Annotated in this window: 22 protein-coding genes and 1 tRNA gene; 14 read left to right on the top strand and 9 right to left on the bottom strand. The window is 52.3% G+C overall.

Going from position 1 to position 19357, the window contains the following annotated elements; translation table 11 throughout:
• The first annotated feature begins 8 nt into the window (after positions 1-8).
• The 3 genes from JF44_RS0104635 to JF44_RS0104625 are packed head-to-tail and all read left to right on the top strand — an operon-like array spanning position 9 to position 1183.
• Positions 9-500, top strand: coding sequence for a Na+/H+ antiporter subunit E (locus tag JF44_RS0104635; RefSeq protein WP_033067786.1), 492 nt, complete (start codon positions 9-11; stop codon positions 498-500).
• Complete coding sequence (locus JF44_RS0104630; RefSeq protein ID WP_033067785.1) at positions 497-766, top strand: K+/H+ antiporter subunit F; 270 nt, start codon at positions 497-499, stop codon at positions 764-766. Before JF44_RS0104635 ends, JF44_RS0104630 begins: the two co-directional genes overlap by 4 nt.
• A 12-nt stretch (positions 767-778) precedes the next feature.
• On the top strand, positions 779-1183 hold the full coding sequence (locus JF44_RS0104625) for a Na+/H+ antiporter subunit G (RefSeq protein WP_033067784.1): 405 nt from the start codon (positions 779-781) through the stop codon (positions 1181-1183).
• A 101-nt stretch (positions 1184-1284) separates the two neighbouring features.
• On the opposite strand, the gene JF44_RS0104620 is transcribed toward JF44_RS0104625, so the two are convergent.
• Positions 1285-2448: a mandelate racemase/muconate lactonizing enzyme family protein gene (locus JF44_RS0104620; protein ID WP_033067783.1), complete on the bottom strand. Its 1164-nt coding sequence runs from the start codon at positions 2446-2448 to the stop codon at positions 1285-1287.
• Between the two features lie 116 nt (positions 2449-2564).
• Here JF44_RS0104620 and JF44_RS0104615 point away from each other — a divergent pair, with 116 nt between their 5' ends.
• Together JF44_RS0104615 and JF44_RS0104610 are read left to right on the top strand one after the other, a co-directional pair.
• On the top strand, positions 2565-3449 hold the full coding sequence (locus tag JF44_RS0104615; protein WP_033067782.1) for a LysR family transcriptional regulator: 885 nt from the start codon (positions 2565-2567) through the stop codon (positions 3447-3449).
• A gap of 121 nt (positions 3450-3570) precedes the next feature.
• A complete protein-coding gene (locus tag JF44_RS0104610) occupies positions 3571-4194 on the top strand; it encodes a ribonuclease HII (protein WP_033067781.1) in 624 nt (207 codons plus the stop codon).
• A gap of 25 nt (positions 4195-4219) precedes the next feature.
• Here JF44_RS0104610 and JF44_RS0104605 read toward each other — a convergent pair whose 3' ends face one another.
• Positions 4220-4996 carry an acyl-[acyl-carrier-protein] thioesterase gene (locus tag JF44_RS0104605; RefSeq protein ID WP_033067780.1) on the bottom strand — a complete coding sequence of 259 codons (777 nt, stop codon included), beginning with the start codon at positions 4994-4996 and terminating at the stop codon, positions 4220-4222.
• Between the two features lie 155 nt (positions 4997-5151).
• Between JF44_RS0104605 and JF44_RS19855 the strand changes: the two genes are divergently transcribed.
• The gene (locus tag JF44_RS19855; RefSeq protein WP_162181384.1) at positions 5152-5742 is read left to right on the top strand and encodes a TetR/AcrR family transcriptional regulator; all 591 of its coding nucleotides are present in this window, start codon (positions 5152-5154) and stop codon (positions 5740-5742) included.
• A 35-nt stretch (positions 5743-5777) separates the two neighbouring features.
• On the opposite strand, the gene arfB is transcribed toward JF44_RS19855, so the two are convergent.
• Positions 5778-6194: an alternative ribosome rescue aminoacyl-tRNA hydrolase ArfB gene (arfB, locus tag JF44_RS0104595; RefSeq protein ID WP_033067779.1), complete on the bottom strand. Its 417-nt coding sequence runs from the start codon at positions 6192-6194 to the stop codon at positions 5778-5780.
• A gap of 147 nt (positions 6195-6341) precedes the next feature.
• On the opposite strand from arfB, the gene JF44_RS0104590 reads away from it, so the two are divergent.
• Complete coding sequence (locus JF44_RS0104590) at positions 6342-6746, top strand: YbaN family protein (RefSeq protein WP_033067778.1); 405 nt, start codon at positions 6342-6344, stop codon at positions 6744-6746.
• Positions 6747-6781: 35 nt separating this feature from the next.
• On the opposite strand, the gene JF44_RS0104585 is transcribed toward JF44_RS0104590, so the two are convergent.
• The 5 genes from JF44_RS0104585 to JF44_RS0104565 form a co-directional block, all read right to left on the bottom strand.
• Complete coding sequence (locus JF44_RS0104585) at positions 6782-7165, bottom strand: MerR family transcriptional regulator (RefSeq protein ID WP_033067777.1); 384 nt, start codon at positions 7163-7165, stop codon at positions 6782-6784.
• A gap of 38 nt (positions 7166-7203) precedes the next feature.
• The gene (locus JF44_RS0104580) at positions 7204-8826 is read right to left on the bottom strand and encodes an ATP-binding protein (RefSeq protein WP_052065446.1); all 1623 of its coding nucleotides are present in this window, start codon (positions 8824-8826) and stop codon (positions 7204-7206) included.
• A 12-nt stretch (positions 8827-8838) separates the two neighbouring features.
• Entirely contained in the window at positions 8839-9462 is a 624-nt protein-coding gene (locus tag JF44_RS0104575; protein WP_033067776.1) for a chemotaxis protein CheC, read from the bottom strand.
• Positions 9459-9833: a response regulator transcription factor gene (locus JF44_RS0104570; protein ID WP_033067775.1), complete on the bottom strand. Its 375-nt coding sequence runs from the start codon at positions 9831-9833 to the stop codon at positions 9459-9461. The genes JF44_RS0104575 and JF44_RS0104570 overlap by 4 nt, the downstream gene beginning before the upstream one ends.
• Positions 9834-9898: 65 nt before the next feature.
• Complete coding sequence (locus tag JF44_RS0104565; protein ID WP_052065445.1) at positions 9899-12319, bottom strand: putative bifunctional diguanylate cyclase/phosphodiesterase; 2421 nt, start codon at positions 12317-12319, stop codon at positions 9899-9901.
• 374 nt (positions 12320-12693) lie between these two features.
• On the opposite strand from JF44_RS0104565, the gene fdxA reads away from it, so the two are divergent.
• The 3 genes from fdxA (at position 12694) to JF44_RS0104550 (ending at position 14736) form a co-directional block, all read left to right on the top strand.
• Positions 12694-13029: a ferredoxin FdxA gene (gene fdxA / locus JF44_RS0104560; protein ID WP_033067773.1), complete on the top strand. Its 336-nt coding sequence runs from the start codon at positions 12694-12696 to the stop codon at positions 13027-13029.
• Positions 13030-13339: 310 nt separating this feature from the next.
• Entirely contained in the window at positions 13340-13840 is a 501-nt protein-coding gene (locus tag JF44_RS0104555) for a CarD family transcriptional regulator (protein ID WP_033067772.1), read from the top strand.
• 92 nt (positions 13841-13932) lie between these two features.
• Positions 13933-14736 carry a hypothetical protein gene (locus JF44_RS0104550; RefSeq protein WP_033067771.1) on the top strand — a complete coding sequence of 268 codons (804 nt, stop codon included), beginning with the start codon at positions 13933-13935 and terminating at the stop codon, positions 14734-14736.
• 92 nt (positions 14737-14828) lie between these two features.
• Here the strand turns inward: JF44_RS0104550 and JF44_RS0104545 are convergent, their stop codons facing one another.
• Positions 14829-16307, bottom strand: coding sequence for a M48 family metalloprotease (locus tag JF44_RS0104545; protein WP_033067770.1), 1479 nt, complete (start codon positions 16305-16307; stop codon positions 14829-14831).
• Between the two features lie 154 nt (positions 16308-16461).
• Between JF44_RS0104545 and JF44_RS19850 the strand changes: the two genes are divergently transcribed.
• From JF44_RS19850 to JF44_RS0104525, 4 genes are all read left to right on the top strand, one after another.
• Complete coding sequence (locus JF44_RS19850; protein WP_156111596.1) at positions 16462-17346, top strand: hypothetical protein; 885 nt, start codon at positions 16462-16464, stop codon at positions 17344-17346.
• A gap of 93 nt (positions 17347-17439) precedes the next feature.
• Entirely contained in the window at positions 17440-18402 is a 963-nt protein-coding gene (gene pip, locus JF44_RS0104535; protein WP_033067769.1) for a prolyl aminopeptidase, read from the top strand.
• An 81-nt stretch (positions 18403-18483) separates the two neighbouring features.
• Positions 18484-19008, top strand: a complete 525-nt coding sequence (locus tag JF44_RS0104530) for an acyloxyacyl hydrolase (protein WP_033067768.1) — start codon at positions 18484-18486, stop codon at positions 19006-19008.
• Positions 19009-19190: 182 nt separating this feature from the next.
• A tRNA-Arg gene (locus JF44_RS0104525) sits at positions 19191-19267 on the top strand.
• Positions 19268-19357: the final 90 nt, after the last annotated feature.

Here is a 19357-nt window from a genome sequence, read left to right as displayed (position 1 = left end):
TAAAAAAGATGATGAAACGTTATCTGCCTCATCCGCTTTTGACCCTGGCACTGCTGATCGTATGGGTCTTTCTGGTCAATGAAATCTCGGCCGGTGTCGTGATCTTCGGTCTTGTACTGGCGATCATTATTCCATTGATCACGGCCAATTTCTGGCCCGCGCGCCCCAAAGTCCGCAATGCCTATGCGATTTGTGAATACGGGTTGATTGTGCTGTGGGATATTCTGGTTGCAAACGTGATTGTGGCCGGTTTGATCCTGTTTCGCAAAACCGAAAGTCTGGAATCAAAGTCGGTTGTTGTGCCGCTTGACCTGACCTCGCCCGAGGCAATCACGACCCTTGCGGGAACGATTACCATGACGCCCGGTACGGTGACGATTGATCTTAGTGCGGATGCCAAAAGCTTGCTGGTGCATTGCCTGCATGCGCCAGACCCGCAAGAAGTGGTCGATGATATCAAGCATCGCTACGAACGCCGTCTGAAGGAGATTTTCGAATGATCGAATATGCACTGAATTTCGGCTTTGTTTGTGTGGCGCTGGCACTTTTGATGAACCTGTACCGTTTGACCATGGGCCCGTCGACTGCGGATCGTGTTTTGGCGGTTGATACCATGGCGATCAATGCCATCGCGCTTTTGGTTCTGTATGGCATTGGACAGGCAACCGCGATGTATTTCGAAGGCGCGCTTTTGTTTGCCATGTTCGGCTTTGTTTCCACTGTGGCCTATTGCAAGTTCGTCTTGCGTGGCGACATCATTGAATAGGGGAGCGGACTGATGCCGTTTATTGTCGAACTCATCATTTCGCTTCTGATCGTGATTGGCGGGCTGTTCCTGCTGGTCGGATCATTCGGGATGATCAAGTTGCGTGATCTTCTGCCGCGCCTGCATGCGCCGACCAAGGCCAGTACCGTTGGTCTTGGAGGCATTCTGATCGCATCGATGCTGTTCTTCTGGATCGAACGAGGGCACTTTACGATCCATGAATTGCTGATCACGCTGTTCATCTTCCTGACCGCACCGATCACGGCCAACCTGATTGCCAAGGCCTATATGTTGCTGAACGTCGATCCGAATACGGAACTGCCACCCAGCAAGCAGAATGAGGGTTGGGCAACTTTCGATCCGGTTGGCCCCGAAGGGTACGACCCCAGCGAGGAATATCAGGATAAGGAAACCTGATTTCGCAGGCATTCCAGAGTAAAAACAAAAAACGGCACCGTGAAATCGGTGCCGTTTTTTTTGATGGGGAATGGTTCGCCCAGTCTGGTTAATCTGCTGTGTCAGACCGCAAGATCACGCATGACCGATATCAGATCGGATTTGCCTTCAAAACCAATTCCGGGCAGTTCTGGCATGGTGATATGACCGTCTTCGACTTTCACGCTGTCGGGGAACCCGCCATAGGGTTGAAACAGGTCGGGATAGCTTTCATTGCCACCAAGTCCGAGGCCAGCGGCAATATTCAATGACATCTGATGTCCGCCATGGGGAATACACCGTTTGGGGGACCATCCATGTGTTTTGAGCACCTCAAGCGTACGAAGATATTCGACAAGCCCATAGGACAGGGCACAGTCAAACTGCAACCAGTCCCGATCCGGGCGCATACCGCCGTGGCGTAAAAGGTTTCTGGCATCCTGATGGGAAAACAGATTCTCGCCCGTTGCCATGGCACCGGGATAAAGTTCCGCCAGTGCGGCCTGAAGCTGATAATCAAGTGGGTCACCGGCCTCTTCATACCAGAACAGCGGATAGTCACGCAGCATCTTGGCATAGGCGATCGCGGTTTCCAGATCAAATCGCCCATTGGCGTCGACAGCAAGCTGTGCCTGATCACCGATTTCATCGAGAACCGCGTCAATGCGGCGTTTGTCGTCTTCAATCGACGCACCGCCGATTTTCATTTTCACAACGTTATAGCCACGATCAAGATAACCGCGCATTTCATTGCGCAATGCGGTCAAATCCTTGCCGGGATAGTAATAGCCGCCTGCAGCATAGACAAATACCCGTGGGTCGGCGGTGCTGCCATATTGTTCGGCCAACAGACGGAATAACGGCTTCTCGGCAATTTTTGCGACAGCATCCCAGATGGCCATATCCAATGTTCCCACTGCGACGGAACGTTCGCCATGACCACCGGGTTTTTCATTTTGCATCATGCCCGCCCAGATGCGATGGGGGTCAAGGTTATCTCCTGCGTCATTCATCAGGCTATCTGGCTTGGCGGTCAGCACACGGTCGCGGAACCGTTCGCGAATGAGGCCCCCCTGACCGTAACGGCCATTGGAATTGAACCCATATCCCACCACCCGGCGGCCGTCGCGGACCACATCAGTCACAACCGCCACCAGACTTGCCGTCATTTTTGAAAAGTCGATATAGGCATTTCGGATCGGCGATGAGATGGGTTTGGTAACTTCGACAATATCAAGAATTTGCATATGTGATCGCCTTTCGCGATGGTCGTTATGGATCTCCTTATGCAAAATACTGCTTGCAAGCAGCCATTAACCAATGTGAATTGGCAATATGTTTATACGGATATGGCATAACCAATATGGAACTTCGCTGGCTTGAAGATTTTATCGCGCTAAGCGAAACGCTTAATTTTTCGCGTGCATCGGAAATGCGCAATATTACCCAACCGGCCTTCAGCCGCAGGATTCGTGCGCTTGAAAACTGGGTCGGGGTATCTTTGGTTGCGCGTACGACCCATTCGGTGCAACTCACGCCGTCCGGACAGCAGTTCTTGTCGCATGCGCGTGCAGTGTGTTTTTCGCTGACACAGGCCCGGCGCGAGGCCATGGAACTGGCGCGACTTTCCAACGGAACGCTCAATATTGCCGCCACCCATGCGCTGTCATTTACCTTTATGCCGGAATGGCTGAGATCGCGAAATGAACAGGTGTCGCTGGGACCATTGAACCTGATTTCTGACAGCATGCAGGCGTGTGAAAGCCTGATGCAGCGTGGGGAAATTGATTTTCTGATTGCTCATGCACATCCTGATGCGCCTGCAGATTTGCAACATCCCCTTTTCATGCGTCATATCATTGGATCAGATCGCCTGATTCCGGTAATCAGCCCGTCTCTTGCACGCAATCTGGTCAAAACGGGAAGCCCGGCACCCTATCTTGCCTATAGTGTGGAGTCCGGCCTAGGGCGGATTATTGCTGCCGCCAACGTAACATTGTCTGGACTGGACCCTTCAAATCCCGGGTTTACATCGCATCTCGCGGCAACCCTTCATTCAATGGCAAAGGGCGGTGCAGGTGTTGCTTGGTTACCCGAAAGTCTGGCACAGCGTGACATTGCCAATGGGCAACTTGAAGTGTTGGGCATGCAGGACAGAGCCATTCCCGTCGATATTGAAATCCTTCGTCCCCGTCGTCGGCTTAGCCCCCTTGCTGAAAAGCTCTGGGCTTCTTTGGAAAACGCATAGGGTCAAAAACACCTTATGACGGTGCCGGTGCTGTCGGAAAGATGGGACGGGAAAACGGGTCGATTGTTGTCCGGTGCAGTCTGGATTGCTATGACATCGGGCAGAGAGGGATCAGATAAACATGCCGGATTTCGCCATAGAAGATCAGTACCGCGGGCGCATTGCCGGGATTGATGAAGTTGGTCGCGGGCCGTTGGCAGGGCCTGTGGTGGCTGCTGCCGTCATCCTGCCGCGCAATGACCGTTTGCCCGTAACGTTGGTAGCCGAACTCAATGATTCCAAAAAGCTTTCGGCGAAAAAACGTGATCGGCTTTATGAAATCATCATGAGCTGCGCCGAAGTTGGCATTGGGGCGGCATCTGTCCGCGAAATTGATCAGATCAATATTCTGCAGGCGACATATGTTGCCATGCGTCGGGCGGTGGACCGTCTTGATGCTGTCCCCGATCAGGCATTGGTCGATGGCAATCGCGATCCCGGCTTGCCGTGCGCGGTGGAAACAGTCGTTAAGGGTGACAGCAAGTCGCTTTCGATTGCTGCGGCATCCATCGTTGCCAAGGTCGTTCGTGATCGCGCCATGGCGCGTTTGGCCGTGCGTTATCCCTTCTTTGGCTGGGAAGGTAATGCGGGATACGGCGTAAAAAAGCACATGGCTGGTCTGGCCGAGGTTGGCCCAACCGCGCATCATCGCAAAAGCTTCAAGCCGATTGCTGACTTGTTTGACGCCATGATAGACGGGCAATGAGACCGTGCCTTAGTACCTGTGCGGTTTAGATAAAACCGTTTTTGGGCGGGATATGGGCGCGTACAAGATCTGTCCCGTCCTCTTCACGTGTTACAGTGGCAAAGCCATCGGCATGCCGAATTTCCACGCGTTCGTGGACACGGCATTCTGTCCGGAACTGGATATCGAGACTTTCGGGGTGAAAGTCCGGGCAATTGTCGGGGCCTGACACGCCCAGAACCCAATGCATCAGACGTACATTGTTGACATGCCCGTAAAGATCGACGTCTGACGGGCGGGCCTTGATGTTGTCACAGGTGGGTAAAGCCTTCTTGGTGAAGGCCGGTCTCAGGGGGGCTTCTATTAGCTTGGGACCGGGCGGATTTGGCAGGCGTTCTTCAATCCAGTCCGGCCATTGCGCAGCACGCCGGGTGTTCAAATCAAACATCAACCAAAAGCTTTGTGCGACACCAAATACCTCGCCCTTGTTGTTGCTGAGGCGGAAGTCACGGGTCGCCACCCGGCGTGACACCCCCGACGGCCAGGTTTCGACCAGAATGTCTTCGCCGTTGCCGGGATAGTCACGGATGTGAATGACCATGCGGGCAAGAACCCAGGCGATCCCGTGATCAACAGTATCGTCATAGGCTAGTTTCAAGATGCGTGCGCCCCAACCGGCGGCATCCTGCATATAATCGGTCAGCGCGGGCATCATTACCTTGCCGTTGTCACCGATCTCGGAATAGCGCACGCGATAAGTTCCCTTCCAGCCGCAATTGTCCGGGCGAGGTGCGTTGGCAATTGAATTCCAGTCGATGGTCATATGGCAGTCATCTTACAACACGTGGTGGAGGATGCTTGAGTGGGAGTGGAAGTTAAGTGATCATTTATGTTCACTTAAAATCGAGGTTGTGTTACGGTTGATAAGGTGGCGTTCGATTGCCGGCACGGTTGGTGAATGCAAAAGGTAGCATGAACATGACAAGAGCGTATAACAAGACCAGACGCGCACGCAAGGAACAGGAAACCCATCAAAGAATCCTTGATGCCGCGATCTCGCTCTCTTGTTCGGTTGGTCCTGCAGCAACCACTATCAGTGCTGTCGCAACTAAGGCGTCGGTTCAACGGTTGACGGTTTATCGGCATTTCCCCGGGGAAACGGATATTCCAGTCCAGGCCGTGACGCACTGGTTTGATCACAATCCGCTTCCACACCGAAATGATTGGCGCAAGGACGTTGCGGCGGAAAACTGGCCGATTGCGATCCTGAGTATGCTTTACAGTTACTACGGCGACACACGGATGTTTTGGCCAGCCGTGCTTGCAGATCGTGATAAGCTGCCCGAGCTGAACGCAACCCTTGAGGTATATGACAGACAGTTACGCGACATGCAGGAAGACATCCTGCGGCACTTGCCTCATGACCGTCGAACCAGTTCACTTTGTCAATCAGTCACGCATCACGCTGTTCAGTTTTCGACTTGGCGGACACTGTCAGACAAAGGGCTTGATACGGTTGAGATCGCCGCATTGATGGAAGAGTGGATACAAAAGTGTCCGCTTGGGTGAAGTTTGCTGTTAAATTAAATGAACAGAAATGTTTGTTAATATGAAGGTTTCTGGCGCATCTTTTTGGTGTCGCCGCGCTTCTTTTTCGAGTCAATCCGTTTGCGTTTCGCCGACAGGCTTGGGCGGGTTTTAACCCGGTATTTTTTGCGCTCCGCAGCTTTGCGCAGCAAAGCCAGAAGTCGTTCAACTGCGTCCTGCTTGTTCCGTTCCTGCGTGCGGTGGCGCTGCGCATCAAAGATAATTTCACCATCATTGGTCAGCTTGCTGCCTGCCAGTTCACGCAGCCGGTTTCGCACGCGCAAGGGAAGCTCTGTCAGGTCATCAATACGCACACGCATCTGAACGGCACTTGATACCTTGTTGACGTTCTGCCCGCCCGGCCCAGAGGCACGGACAAACTGAAAATTCAGATGGCGTTCATCCAGATAGAGGCCATTTTCAATTTCAAGCATTGGAAACCGTGCAGATTAGCGTGGTGTTTCAAGGTGATAACTTAACTGAGTAAAATAGTCGGCTATTGATTGAATTTGCAAATTTTTATGCCTACATTACACGCGTCTAACCTGTCAGGGGTGTGGCTGACTGTAAACAGGAAATCAATGCTGCGTCTTTCGCATATTTATCTGGCCTTGGGATGGCTCTCTGTTGGGCTTGGTGTGATCGGCATTTTCTTGCCACTTCTGCCAACCACCCCGTTCATGTTGTTGGCCGCCTGGCTGTTTGCCAAAGGATCGCCAAGGTTGCATGACTGGATTTGTAATCATCCGCGCTTTGGCCTGTCGATCCGCCAATGGAACGACCATGGTGTGATCAACCGCCGGGCAAAGACGCTGGCGATGGTGGCATTTCTTGTTGTGATAACCGCATCGTTGGTTCTGATCGAAAATCGCTGGATTGTGCTGGTTCAGCTTCTTGTCGCAATACCGGTCAGCTGTTTCATTCTGTCACGTCCATCCGAGACCAGCTTGGCCAAGGTGGAAAATTCCGGCGGTTCTACGCAATAGAGGCCTTTGAGGTCGGCGAAGGCATTTAAACCGCATCACCCTGCTTTCTTGCGCGATAGTTCTTCCTGACAAGTCTCTTCGAGCTTGTCGAGCTCGTCGAGTGTTGCATCAATGTCTTCTCGCTGTTTGCGCAGCGTTTCACGTCTTTCATTGACCTTGTCGACCAGTGTTCTGAGCTGGGTGATCTCGCTGCGATCCCCGTCATACAGGTTAAGAAGGTCGCGAATTTCCTTAAGCGAAAAGCCAAGCCGTTTACCGCGCATAATCAGCCGCAGGCGGACACGATCCCGTTGACTGTAGATGCGTGTCTGACCTTGGCGGTCCGGAGAAATCAGTCCTTGATCCTCGTAAAACCGGATTGTTCGGGTGGTAACTTCGAACTCGCGGGCAAGGTCGGTAATGGTGTAGCTGTCGTTCATGCTGGCTCAATCATCTTTACGCTTACGTAAACTGAAAGCTACATGCTTTGCGAGGCGGCGACAATCGACAATTCTTTTGGAAGTTCGACGCTAAAGGTGCTGCCTTCGCCGGGGACACTGGTGACTTCGATGCTGCCACCGTGGCGTTCAACGATCTTTTTGCAGATCGCAAGGCCAATGCCCGTACCGGCATATTCCCCATAGCCATGCAGGCGTTTGAAAACTTCAAAGATCGTATCATGATATTGCGGATCGATGCCGATGCCGTTGTCGACAACACTAATTTGATAGCTGCCTGGTGTTTCGGATGCAAAAACCTTTACCAGACCGGATTGGGGGTCACTGTATTTCAAACCGTTCGAGATCAGATTTTGAAACAGCAAAAGCAATTGGCTGGCATCGCCGACCACCATGGGAAGTTTACCTTCGCGGATGATGTTGTCTTTGGGGGCAGACCCGGCGCGTTTGAAGTTGGTTACGATGGCGTCAAATAAGCTATCGAGCGGCACCGGACTGAACGGTTTGCCATGTCGCCCGACCCGTGACAGCGTCAGAAGATCGTCGATCATCCGTTGCATGCGTTGCGTTCCATCCACAGCATAATGGATGAACTCGTCGGCAGCCTCATCCAACTGACCTTGATAGCGCCGGGCAAGCAACTGGGTATAGCTTGATACCATACGCAAAGGTTCCTGCAGGTCATGCGAAGCGGCATAGGCGAATTGCTCAAGCTCTGCATTGGACCGTTCAAGTTCCTGCATCGTACGCTGGATTTCTTTTTCGTGGCGTTTGCGTTGGGAAATATCACGTAGCGTGATGATGTAGTGATAGCGCTCGTCGGCTGAAAAATGACTGATGGCAACTTCAAGCGGCACATTGCGGCCATTTAGTGTGGATGCCTGAACTTCGATAACCCCTGTTCCCAGATCGGTGATGATCTTGCTGGGGGATGGTGTGATGATCTCGGTGTGTTCGTTATCTGGAAGCAGAAAACGAATAAGGTCACGTAGTTCCGGATCGCCTGTTGGGCCGCAAAGTTCCTGGGCCCGGGCATTCAGGGGTTCGATATTGCCATCGTCCGATGCCACAAGAATAGCATCAACCGTATTTTGCAAGATGGCGCGTGTTCGGTCTTCACTGCGTTTTGTCTGTGTTACCAGATCGGCCAGTTCGGAGGCCTGCTGGCGCAGTAATCGGTCACGCTGCACGGCAAGCGTGACATCGCGAATAATCAGCGAACACAAAATGCCATTGCGCTTGGTCTTGATCGGATGAATGCGAATGGATTGTTCCATTCGGTCAAAACTGGCGGAAAATTGTGGCAGGGGCCGCAGTGGAAGCGCCCCCTGATTAAGTGAAGGTGATATAACCGCAGGCATGCCAAACTTCAGGCAGTCGTTAATCGCAAGTGCGACACGGCCAAGCTTTGTATCGGGGAAAACTTCATGTAATGCCTTGCCCAGCACATCGTTGGCTTCTTTGCCCGACCGGCTTTGTATCCACTGGTTCCAATGGCAAATCGTTCCATCAGGTGCAAGCGCAATCAAACCGGTATCCGCCGTATCAAGCAATGCGGCAAACAGGTCTGCGGCATCGCTTTCACGACTGAGATCAATGGCCGAAGCCTGTTCCTTTTCAGGTTTTGATCGCGACTGTGTCATTCACCTCACCGGTTACCCTAGGGAATTGTCCAGAAAACGGCGCACCAAATCGCGCAACATCTGGATGGATTCAAGATCCATGACAAACAGGACATATCCATCAATGTCATTCTGACGCAGCATGAACTGAACATGCAAAATCATTAAAACAGGATGGGATCCTGATGATGCCACTGATGTGTCATCGTCGAGCAATGCCTGCGTTTCACGTTTTCGAAATGTTGGCATCGCGCAATCGATCGGTTCACCCAAAACATTTGAAATGCTGCCAAGGCAGGCATTCAGAATGATATTGCCAACCTCCATCAACGCTTCTTGTTCCAGATCGGTCAGCGTATCGAGTGGCACGTCAACTTTCAGCAGGCTACGCACCAGTTCCAGGCTGCGCACTTCGGGGAAAACCAGCATGGCCTCGCCGGTAAATGGCCCCTCAAAGCGCTGACTGACAGCAGAAACAACTTCTGTTGGTGCTTTGGCAAGCTCGCTGTCTGAGAACCGCTCAACAAATGAGATCGTCGGCACGGTCAATTCAACAGGCTGACCAACCATTTCGGAAAGCGACGAGGCAGCACGGCCTACGCCAATGTTGATCAACTCGCTGATGGTATCATGTTCAAGTTCGCTCAGGTCAATCATCTGTCCGCTTCCCGTGACGCGAAATAGTCGCGAATTTTTTCTTCAGTCGGGGGCTTCGGAATGAAATCAAGACCAAGGCCTTCGGCTTTTTGCTGGATTTCCTGTTGGATATTGGCCGTCAAAAGGGCAATTACGGTCTGAGGGAAGCGCGCGCGGAGTTCCCTGCCAAGTTCAAGCCCGTTCATGCCTGGCATGTTGAAATCAATGATCATGTAGTCATAGCTTTTGTCTTCGACCATCGTAAGCGCCTTGTCGGCGTCTTCTGCCTCGTCGATTTTCCAATCCGTAAAGTTACTGGAAATAAAAGCCTTTACCAAAAGGCGGGCAAATTTGCTGTCATCAACAAGCAGGACGGATGTGGTCTGTGACATTTTCTTCTCGATCAATCGGGCCAAATTTAAAAAGATTGCGCAATGCGCGTTGTGCTGGCCTGGCGTTAGTTTTGGACTTCGGCAGATGGGCGCATAATATGGTCAACAATTTCGTCGGGTGGCAATGGGGTTGAGATCAGGAAGCCCTGAACTTCGTCGCAATCGCAATTTCGCAAGAAGTCCATCTGCTCATTGGTTTCGACCCCTTCGGCGACCACTTTAAGGCCAAGGTTGTGCCCCATCGCGATGATGGTTCGTGTGATGGCAGCGTCGTCGGCATCAATGGTGACATCGCGCACAAACGATCTATCAATCTTGATGGTATTGATGGGCAACCGTTTAAGATACGCCAGTGATGAATAGCCAGTGCCAAAATCATCAACAGCAATCTGCAAGCCAAGATGGCGCAGTTCTTCAAGTATCACAGCGGACTTCTTGATTTCCTGCATCATTGCCGTTTCGGTGACTTCAAGAACAATTCTTGCCGCTGACGTTTCTGTTTCGCTCAGGATGCGTGAAACAGTTTCGGTGATATGGCCTTCGATCAATTGCCGTGGAGACAGATTGATCGCAATGGCAAGTGGGGGGACTGATTGGGCGTCCCATTCTGAAATTTGCCGACAAACTTCTTTGAAGACCCATTCACCAATTTTACCGATAAGGCCGGTTTCTTCGGCAACCGGGATGAATTGCATTGGCGAGATATAACCACGACCGGGTTGCTTCCAGCGAATAAGGGCCTCAAGACCACAAACCCGATTGGTGCGCAGATCGACCTTGGGCTGGTAATGCAGTTCGAACTCATCCTTCACCAGCGCTTCGCGCAGATCATTTTCGATCACCAAACGTGCGACGGCACTTTCATTCATGGTCTTGGTGAAGAAATGATATGTGCCACCGCCGCTGGCCTTGGCACTGTACATTGCCGTATCGGCATTGCGCATCAGTGCCGGGAAATCTTCACCGTCTGATGGATACAGTGCAATTCCAATCGACGGCGTGACAAACAGGACCCGCCCCTTGATGTCAAAGGCGGGGGCAAGCACATCAAGCACAGCTTGCGACAGCTTTGCTGCGTCCTGCGTTTCCTTGAGGTTGGGAATAATGATCAGGAATTCATCCCCGCCCAGACGCCCCACAATTTCCTGACGGCCGATGACGCGTTGCAATCGCAGTCCAACCGCCTTGAGCAGCATATCTCCGACGTTATGACCAAGGCTGTCATTGATGAGCTTGAAACGGTCAAGGTCAATGAACAGGACTGCTGTTGCCCCCACCTGTTTACCGGAGTTTTCCTTATGGCTCTGCAAGGCTTCGGTCAGGCTGCGTTCCAGCATGCTGCGGTTGGGCAGGTTGGTCAACGTGTCATGATTGGCCATATAGAGCAGTTGCTCTTCATAGCGTTTGCGCACTGTGATGTCGGTTAGCACGGCCGTCATCAGTGGTGTACTGGCATCAGGTATCAGGCGCAGCGCAATCGATACATCGATCTCTTTTTGGTCAGCTCGCACGACGGGTATTGTCAGGCGCTTTTCGACCACATCGCCGTGCGGGGCATGATCTGCGAGTTCTTCAAGGCTGTGTTCAAGAACTGGTATCGCGCGCGGCATCAGGAATTCTTGAAGTGTTCGTCCCTTTGGCGTTTCATCGCGCAGCAGCCCCAGAAGCTGTTTGGTTGCCGCGTTGTATTCAACGATGCGGCCAGTCGGGGTAATGGTCAGGATCCCGTCGGCGACATTCTGGACAATGGCATTTAACTGGCTTTCACGGTCCCGCACCTGTTTTTCGGTTTCACGCAGTTTGTTCAGGGTGGAAGAAACGCGTCCGATCAGGGTGCGTGTGGTTTGCAGGATCATGCCCAGTTCGTTGTGCGTATGCTGTGGTGGGACGATGATTTCCGCACTGTCTGGTTTTGCCGGATCTATTTTACCGAGCTGCGCGGCGATGTTTAACAGCGGTTTGGTGAGCGTCGCATAGAAAAAAGTCACCAGAACCAGACCAAGCAGCAGGTTCCGTAAAATGCCCGACATCAGAATTCGGGTTGCACGGTTCAGGAAACCGTCTGCGATAAGGTCTGTATCGATCTTGACGCTCAGATGTCCAACCAGGCCGTTCGAGCCACCCGTATCAAGTTTGATTTCATATTCCTGATTCTCGCCAAACATCAACGTGGTCAGGAAGGTGCTGTTGGAACTGACCGGCGGCTCGGTTTTCTGGGCAAGGATATTATTGAAGTTATCGCGCAGAACGGCCTCATAGACCGGTTTATATTCGAAGACCCCTGAAACAACGCGTGATGCCAGTGTTTCGTCGAGTCCATAGGCCGCTTGTGTTGCAGAGTCGCGTAGTGTTGCCAAAACCTGATTGACGGTTCGGTCGATCAGGCTTTGTTCTTCGCGCAGGTCCCACAGAATTTGTATGCCACTGAACAGCAAGCCGATCAGCAACGTCAGGCCAACGGCAATCCGTGCTTGTCTGAAAGACAAACGATTTCGCCATCTAAGCCTTTGTTTATCAGGGCTTTCTTGTGGCACCCCGAACCCCGCAGTTTCTTATGTTGAATCCCCGATTGAGCAGACTATGGCTTTGCGGAGCCAAAAGCAATTATCTCAAGGATATAGAAACTGGATTAGCGGCAGGAAATATGTATGGTGTGCGCGGCTATGCAGGGCATTTGTAAAGCCCGTATCGGGCACGGTGACGCTGCAACGCACCAAAAATGCTATACTACGTAAAAAAATGGGATTTTATTGGAGTTGCACACAACGGTCGTGCGTGATAACCCAATCCCCCGAGAGAGAACAAGGCCGAACGCGGGTGCAGCCGCAATCTGGCCCCGCAACCTGTACGGAGTTACACCATGACCTATGTGGTGACGGAAAACTGCATCAAGTGTAAGTATCAGGACTGCGTCGAGGTTTGCCCCGTCGATTGCTTCTATGAAGGTGAGAACTTTCTTGTGATTCACCCTGATGAATGCATCGATTGCGGTGTCTGCGAACCGGAATGCCCCGCTGAGGCGATTATTCCCGATACCGAGCCGAATCTGGATAACTGGTTGGAAATCAACCGTAAATTTGCTGAAGTATGGCCGAATATTACCCGGAAGGGTGATGCGCCAGCGGATGCAGACGAATGGAACGGTAAAACGGGCAAGACCGAAATGCTGTCCGAAGCGCCAGGTGAAGGCGACTGATTTCTGGGTTAACTCCCGATATTTTATGCGTTTTTTGACCCACTGGCTCGTGCCAGTGGGTTTGACGCATGGCTGCATTGAACAGCATGTCGGGAAAATTTCTGTAAACTGGTGGCGTGTTGTGTTATTGTTCACAATTCGCGTTAAGGGCTCGGCAGGCTCATTCCGAAGTGTCGGATTTCCATTTTTGAAATTCCTGTCTGAACCGCGACTTTGCCAAAAAAGCTTGGTCGTGTGCAGCTCTTTGCGTCACTGGTTCTGAAGTGTTGCAGTTGAATGACCAGGCCTGATATGGCCGGAAGGATGCTTGATGTCGGATAAGTTGCCCTTTGCTGTTGGCGATTACGTTGTTTACCCCGCGCACGGCGTTGGCTGTGTTGATGGACTGGAAACCCAGGAAATCGCGGGACAGGAATTACGCCTTTATGTGATTACCTTTGAATCCAGCCGCATGACTTTGCGTGTGCCGGTGAACAAGGTTGGCAACTCTGGTCTGCGCAAGCTGTCTTCGAAAAAGCAGATGGACTCTGCACTTATTACCCTTAAGGGCCGTGCACGTGTCAAACGCACCATGTGGTCGCGTCGTGCGCAGGAATATGAAGCGAAAATCAATTCTGGCGACCCTGTTTCGATTGCCGAAGTTGTGCGCGATCTGCATCGCAGCGCAACCCAGCCCGAGCAATCCTTCTCGGAACGTCAGATTTACGAAGCTGCCTTTGAGCGCCTGGTAGATGAACTTGCCGCGATCGAGAAAATCGACAAGGACAAGGCATCAGGCAAGCTTGAGAAGCTTTTGTATAAAGCAGCCTGATTGCACAGGCACCACCATACAACTATTTATAAAAACCGGCCCGCAAGTTACTCTTGGGCCGGTTTTATTTTTGTTTTGGGCAGGTTACAGCGATGAGTACAGTTCTGGCACCGATCAAGCCGGCTAAGAAGATCTGGGTCGTCGGCGCGATCAATGGTGATTATGGCGCACTCCGCAGTGTTCATCAGAAGCTTGCGCAGCGTTTGATGCCTGGTGACCGGCTTGTCTATCTCGGTAATTACTGGGGTGACGGTGCCGCAGAGAATGTCATTGCGACAATCAACGAGCTGTTGATGTTTCGTCGCTATTTCCTTGCCAAGGATGGAGTGGATATCAGCGATATCGCTTTCCTGCGTGGTGCAGCCGAAGAAATGCTGTCGAAGTTGCAGCAGATCCAGTTCGCGCCAAATCCGGTCGAGGTCTTTGACTGGATGTTGACGCGCGGCATCGCCGGAACGGCCCGTGCGTACGGGTTTGATCCGGCAAATGTTCAAAGAACGATGCATCAGGGCGCACACGCAATTTCGCAATGGACCTCATTGTTTGCCGATGCTTTGCGTCGCCATGCAGGCCACAATGCGTTGTTGTCGGATCTCAAGCACGCGGCCTATTCAACAGACGGGCGTTTGATCTTTGTTCATGCCGGTCTTGACGGTTCGCGCCCCCTAACCGGGCAGACCGACACGTTTTGGTGGGGCGGGTCCATGTTCGAGGCGATTACCGAACGATACTATGACTGCGCACGGATTGTACGCGGTGCGTCCCAAGGGCAGGTTGGCCTGCAGGAGCGTGAATTTACCCTGTCATTGGACGGTGGTGCGGGACGTGGAGGTCAACTGATTGCAGTTGCCCTTGATGGTCAAGGCGCAATTACCGATCAGCTTACAAGCAGCTAATTGCTGCCAGAACGCCGGGCTCTATGATGAAAGGCAGCATGAAAATGCTGCCTTTCTGTGGTTACGGTTGGGATATCGGGCGTTTGCCTAACCTAATGGCGGATGACTTTCACCAGGGATCCGGCCGGGGGCAATTGCCCGTCGCGCAGGCCGTTGATTGTTGCAAAGACATCGGCAGGTGCTTTGTCGACATCCATGTCCTCGATAAAGGTTTCAAGCGTGTATTCCGGATTGACCGCCCGAACCTTTATGCGCAGAGGGGTATAGATTTTCTTTTCCTGCGCGCTTAGGGGTCGGAAGCTATAGGTCGTGCGTCGCAGCGGCAGGTTATAGCTATCCGCCATATCAAGGGGCACAACAAACAGGAATTGATAGGCAGAACTGCCATGGCGAATAACGACAATGCGCAACCGAGCAGGCCCGGAGCGCAATGAGATGTCCGCACTTCCTGTTGCGGCTTCCTGGCCTTCGATCTCAATCATTTCAATGTTGCGAATGGCAATTTCACGCGAAAAGCCGTTCTGCAAATATTGGTCGAGCCTGACGTCTTTTGCCCCGGGTGCCCCTTCGAAAATGATCTGAGCCCCTTTGTCGTCTTTGGCAACGACGGCGGTGGGTTGATTGATCATGCTAAAGCCATCAGGAACTTCGAACCGGAAATCCAGCGGGACATGAACGAACTCCTGCCCCCGGATATAACCCTGATCCGGGCCATCTCCGTACAAGATGCCGTCGATGGCAGTCATGTAGCGCACCGTCCCGCGTTCCGGGTTGGCGACTGCTGTGACATTGGCGCTTTGATGAGCCTGTTCGATACGATCAAGTGTTCGCGGATGGGTCGCCATAAAATCATATTGATCGACATCCTCTGGCGAACGGCCGGCAAGTTTCGCTTGCAGACGTGCGTGCGCGCGCAACTTTTCAAGGAATGTTGCCATTGCCTCGGGGTCGTATCCGGCCCGGGTAATGTAACGAATGCCAAGCATGTCTGCTTCAAACTCATGCTCGCGCGAGAAGGACTTCAAATAAGCACTGGCACCAGCACCAATCAGATCGCCTGCGCCATTTCCAATTGCAACCGAAAGACCACCGGCCAGAATTTGGGTCAGAACACCACGGCTGTAGCGTTGGGCGGAATGTCGGGCGACCACATGACCGATTTCATGTGCGACCACACCGGCCAATTCGGCTTCGTTGGTGGCCAGGGCCGCAAGGCCGCGTGTGATGTAAACATAGCCACCTGGCAGGGCAAAGGCATTGACGACCGGTGAATCAAGGACCGTAAAGGTGAATTTTTCATTGGGTGTTTCCGATACCGCCACCAGCTTTTCACCAATTTCGGTGACATAGGCCTGAAGGTCCTTTTCGGTGTATTCCCCGCCGAATTCCTTGACCATCTTCGGGTGTTCCTGAGACCCGATCTGTCTTTCTTCTTCAGGCGACATAAACGCCGTGAAGCTATCTTCGCCTGTGGCACGATTGGTCGAACACCCGGCAACAAGCATGCTCAGTGCAATTGCGGCAAGGACACCAGCAAAGGATTTTTGCGACCCGATCTTCAGCCAGCCCATTGATTTCTTTCCTCGTCTCGTTCTGCGGCGTAAGCTGCTAGGGTCATGGCCCTAGCCATCATTTTGCGAAACCAACCGGGAATTGGTCGCGCGTGTGTTGTGATTACTTAACATATTTGCATCCCCCATCAGGCAATCGAAATGGGGAGATTTTTTGACCAGCTTTACGCGGTATAAACGCGAACTTCTCGTCGTGGGAACCTTTGTTGCAACTTGTATGGCAAGTGCGCCTGTCATGGCAACGGCTTGGCATTGTGGGCAGGACATAAATCAGGCGACGGCAGGTTCATATGACAACCCACGCCATCATCAGGTTGATGTGGTACTTGAAGTCACGGCTGTCGATGCATTTGTTTCAGATGGTCTGCCGGGCAAAACTCTTCGACTGTCAGATGTTGCATTTGTTCCCGAATATGAACAAGCCGCAGTCTTATGGCTGCGACAAGCCAGCCAGGAAAAAATTCATGTGCAACTCCTGTCTGATCAACCCGATTACCTTGATCGAACGCCAGCGTTGATTGGCGCGACGGATCAGGGAAGCGCGTTTGGGCTTCCAGACGAAGACTGGCGTTATGGGCTTCTGTCCAAGGGGCTCGCATTGCTGTTACCCGAGACCGAACAGGGTTTGATGCCTTTGGTGCGTGCGGAGGATCAGGCAATTACCAACAGGCTCGGCATGTGGGCAGATCGGGACGGGCGAACCGCTTATTATACGATCGCAAACGGTGATGCGGGGGGAGCGGACCTGCCAACGGTGCAGGATGCTGTCGGCAGATTTGTGGTTGTCGATGGCACTGTAATGGCGATCGAACATCAAGAGTGGCGCAGTTATCTGAATTTCGGGACAAATTGGCGTGAAGACTTCACCGTTGCACTGGATGCCAAAACCAGAGACGCAATGGCGGAAAACGGCGACTATGAGCACAGCATGAAAAGCTGGATCGGCAGGAAAGTTCGGGTGCGCGGTGTGGTCGAATATCGTGGCGGGCCTTACATCGCGTTGCAAGATCCTGCCTGGTTATGTGTCGAACGCGAATAGGGGTTGTTCTTTGGTTCCCGTTCTGAGATTTCTTGGGATGCATCACCATTGGCGATCAGCAGGTTATTGCCTCCAAACCAAAAGGATATCCCCGTGTTGTATCCCGAAATTTTGCCCCGTCAGTCGGGTTGGCTATCTCGCGAAGATGGTCACGAAATCTACTGGGAGGAGGTCGGCAATCCGCAAGGTATCCCGGTGATCTTCCTGCATGGTGGTCCCGGGGCCGGTATTTCACCAAACAGCCGCAGATTTTTTGATCCGGACAAATATCGTGTTGTCCTGTTCGACCAGCGAGGTGCTGGCAGATCGCGCCCGTTTGGCAGTCTTGAAGACAACACAACAGATCATTTGATCAGTGATATTGAGGCCCTTCGCGAAGCTTGTGGCATTGAGCAATGGCTGGTGTTTGGTGGGTCATGGGGCTCGACATTGGCATTGGCCTATGGGCAGGCGCATCCGGATCGGGTTACTGGATTTGTTCTGCGTGGCATTTTCCTAGGCAGTACATCTGAAATTGCTTGGTTCATGGACGGGATGGGGCGCTTCTTTCCCGAAGCAGAACGTCGTTTCCTTGATGCAGCCGGGTTTGGGGAGCACCCCGGTTGGCAGGCGTTGTTGAAACGCTACGCCGAAATTTTTGCAGGAAACGACGGTGAACAGGCCGCGATAGACGCCGCACGTGTGTGGTCAGCCTATGAGGCGACCTGTTGCACGCTATTGCCAGATGATGGTTTTGTCGAAGATTTCGAAAGCGACCAGATCGCGCTGGCCTTGGCGAAACTTGAACATCATTACTTCGTGCACCGCTGCTTTTTTGAAGACGGTCAGTTGCTAAATAATATTGACCGCGTTGCTCACTTGCCGCTTGTGATCGTGCAGGGGCGATATGATGTCGTATGCCCGCCGGTTTCAGCGATGACGTTACATAATGCATGGGCGGGGTCGGAGCTTCTGATTGTTGACGACGCCGGACATGCCGCCAGCGAGCCGGGCATTATTCGCGAATTGGTTCGGGCCACAGAGCGATTTGACGGTGCTGGCTTTGTGCAAAAATGATTAGTACAGGAAATACACTGTTGAGTTTGAAGTGCGGGTGGGTAGTATAGCCCTTCAATTGATCTAGTGGGGACTTGATTAATGAAATTGGCTTTGGGGAAACTGCTTGCAGTTTGTGTCTTTTTCGGACTTTTAAATACGGCCTCTGCGCAGGAAATTCTTGGTAATAATAGCGATTCTGGATTGCTTGAATTCTCAACCGGTATGGTTGATATCACGCAGGATGAAGAAGCCGCTGAATTTCGTGTAAATTACCGTGCCCAGCACGCAATGTTTGATGTTGCCCGCCCGATTGGGGGTGTGATGGTAACGTCCGAAGGTGCGGCGCACGGTTATGGTGGCCTTGCGGTTGATGTGTTGTGGGGCGATCATTTTGTCTCAAGCGTCTATACCTCTGTCGGGGCATACCATCAGGGAAATGGCGAAGATCTTGGTCACTGGATCGAATTCCGTTCCGGCCTTGAGCTTGGTTTTCGCTTTGACAGTCACGAACGCCTGAGCCTTGGGATTGCACATATTTCCAATGCCAGCATCGGGGACGAAAACCCGGGTACGGAAATCCTGTCTCTGACCTATTCTTTCCCGATTGATCGAATTTTCGAATAATCTGATCGCAAGAACGCTTTATCATCGGCCACCTGTTTGCATGGGCATCATTGTGCAGTGGAAACAGGTGGCCGATGTGCGTTTGGGGAAAGGGCCGATCAGCCATTAAGGGCAATATCGGTGTGCTCGCGGATTGATCACACTTCGATTAGCTGCTAATGGAATGCTGCTTTCAAAGCAGTGCGCCCGTAGCTCAGCAGGATAGAGCACCAGATTCCTAATCTGGGGGCCACAGGTTCGAATCCTGTCGGGCGCACCATTCCTCCGTCTCTCATCGACTTCGCATATCTTCCCACCCAATTACCGGGCAGGATATTAGTTGAACTGTCAAAAGCGCAATCAGTCCTGT

Origin of the sequence: Thalassospira australica (genome assembly GCF_000763295.1) — a bacterium.
GTDB lineage: Bacteria > Pseudomonadota > Alphaproteobacteria > Rhodospirillales > Thalassospiraceae > Thalassospira > Thalassospira australica.
The sequence above is the reverse complement of the archived record's forward strand: the minus strand, read 5'-3'. Positions and strand labels throughout refer to the sequence as shown.

What these genes read in the sequence shown, in the direction of transcription:
- JF44_RS0104635 (WP_033067786.1), top strand. Translation starts at nt 9, where the DNA reads ATGATGAAACGTTATCTGCCTCATCCGCTTTTGACCCTGGCACTGCTG.
- JF44_RS0104630 (WP_033067785.1), top strand. Translation starts at nt 497, where the DNA reads ATGATCGAATATGCACTGAATTTCGGCTTTGTTTGTGTGGCGCTGGCA.
- JF44_RS0104625 (WP_033067784.1), top strand. Translation starts at nt 779, where the DNA reads ATGCCGTTTATTGTCGAACTCATCATTTCGCTTCTGATCGTGATTGGC.
- JF44_RS0104620 (WP_033067783.1), bottom strand. Translation starts at nt 2,448, where the DNA reads ATGCAAATTCTTGATATTGTCGAAGTTACCAAACCCATCTCATCGCCG.
- JF44_RS0104615 (WP_033067782.1), top strand. Translation starts at nt 2,565, where the DNA reads ATGGAACTTCGCTGGCTTGAAGATTTTATCGCGCTAAGCGAAACGCTT.
- JF44_RS0104610 (WP_033067781.1), top strand. Translation starts at nt 3,571, where the DNA reads ATGCCGGATTTCGCCATAGAAGATCAGTACCGCGGGCGCATTGCCGGG.
- JF44_RS0104605 (WP_033067780.1), bottom strand. Translation starts at nt 4,996, where the DNA reads ATGACCATCGACTGGAATTCAATTGCCAACGCACCTCGCCCGGACAAT.
- JF44_RS19855 (WP_162181384.1), top strand. Translation starts at nt 5,152, where the DNA reads ATGACAAGAGCGTATAACAAGACCAGACGCGCACGCAAGGAACAGGAA.
- arfB (WP_033067779.1), bottom strand. Translation starts at nt 6,194, where the DNA reads ATGCTTGAAATTGAAAATGGCCTCTATCTGGATGAACGCCATCTGAAT.
- JF44_RS0104590 (WP_033067778.1), top strand. Translation starts at nt 6,342, where the DNA reads ATGCTGCGTCTTTCGCATATTTATCTGGCCTTGGGATGGCTCTCTGTT.
- JF44_RS0104585 (WP_033067777.1), bottom strand. Translation starts at nt 7,165, where the DNA reads ATGAACGACAGCTACACCATTACCGACCTTGCCCGCGAGTTCGAAGTT.
- JF44_RS0104580 (WP_052065446.1), bottom strand. Translation starts at nt 8,826, where the DNA reads ATGACACAGTCGCGATCAAAACCTGAAAAGGAACAGGCTTCGGCCATT.
- JF44_RS0104575 (WP_033067776.1), bottom strand. Translation starts at nt 9,462, where the DNA reads ATGATTGACCTGAGCGAACTTGAACATGATACCATCAGCGAGTTGATC.
- JF44_RS0104570 (WP_033067775.1), bottom strand. Translation starts at nt 9,833, where the DNA reads ATGTCACAGACCACATCCGTCCTGCTTGTTGATGACAGCAAATTTGCC.
- fdxA (WP_033067773.1), top strand. Translation starts at nt 12,694, where the DNA reads ATGACCTATGTGGTGACGGAAAACTGCATCAAGTGTAAGTATCAGGAC.
- JF44_RS0104555 (WP_033067772.1), top strand. Translation starts at nt 13,340, where the DNA reads ATGTCGGATAAGTTGCCCTTTGCTGTTGGCGATTACGTTGTTTACCCC.
- JF44_RS0104550 (WP_033067771.1), top strand. Translation starts at nt 13,933, where the DNA reads ATGAGTACAGTTCTGGCACCGATCAAGCCGGCTAAGAAGATCTGGGTC.
- JF44_RS0104545 (WP_033067770.1), bottom strand. Translation starts at nt 16,307, where the DNA reads ATGGGCTGGCTGAAGATCGGGTCGCAAAAATCCTTTGCTGGTGTCCTT.
- JF44_RS0104530 (WP_033067768.1), top strand. Translation starts at nt 18,484, where the DNA reads ATGAAATTGGCTTTGGGGAAACTGCTTGCAGTTTGTGTCTTTTTCGGA.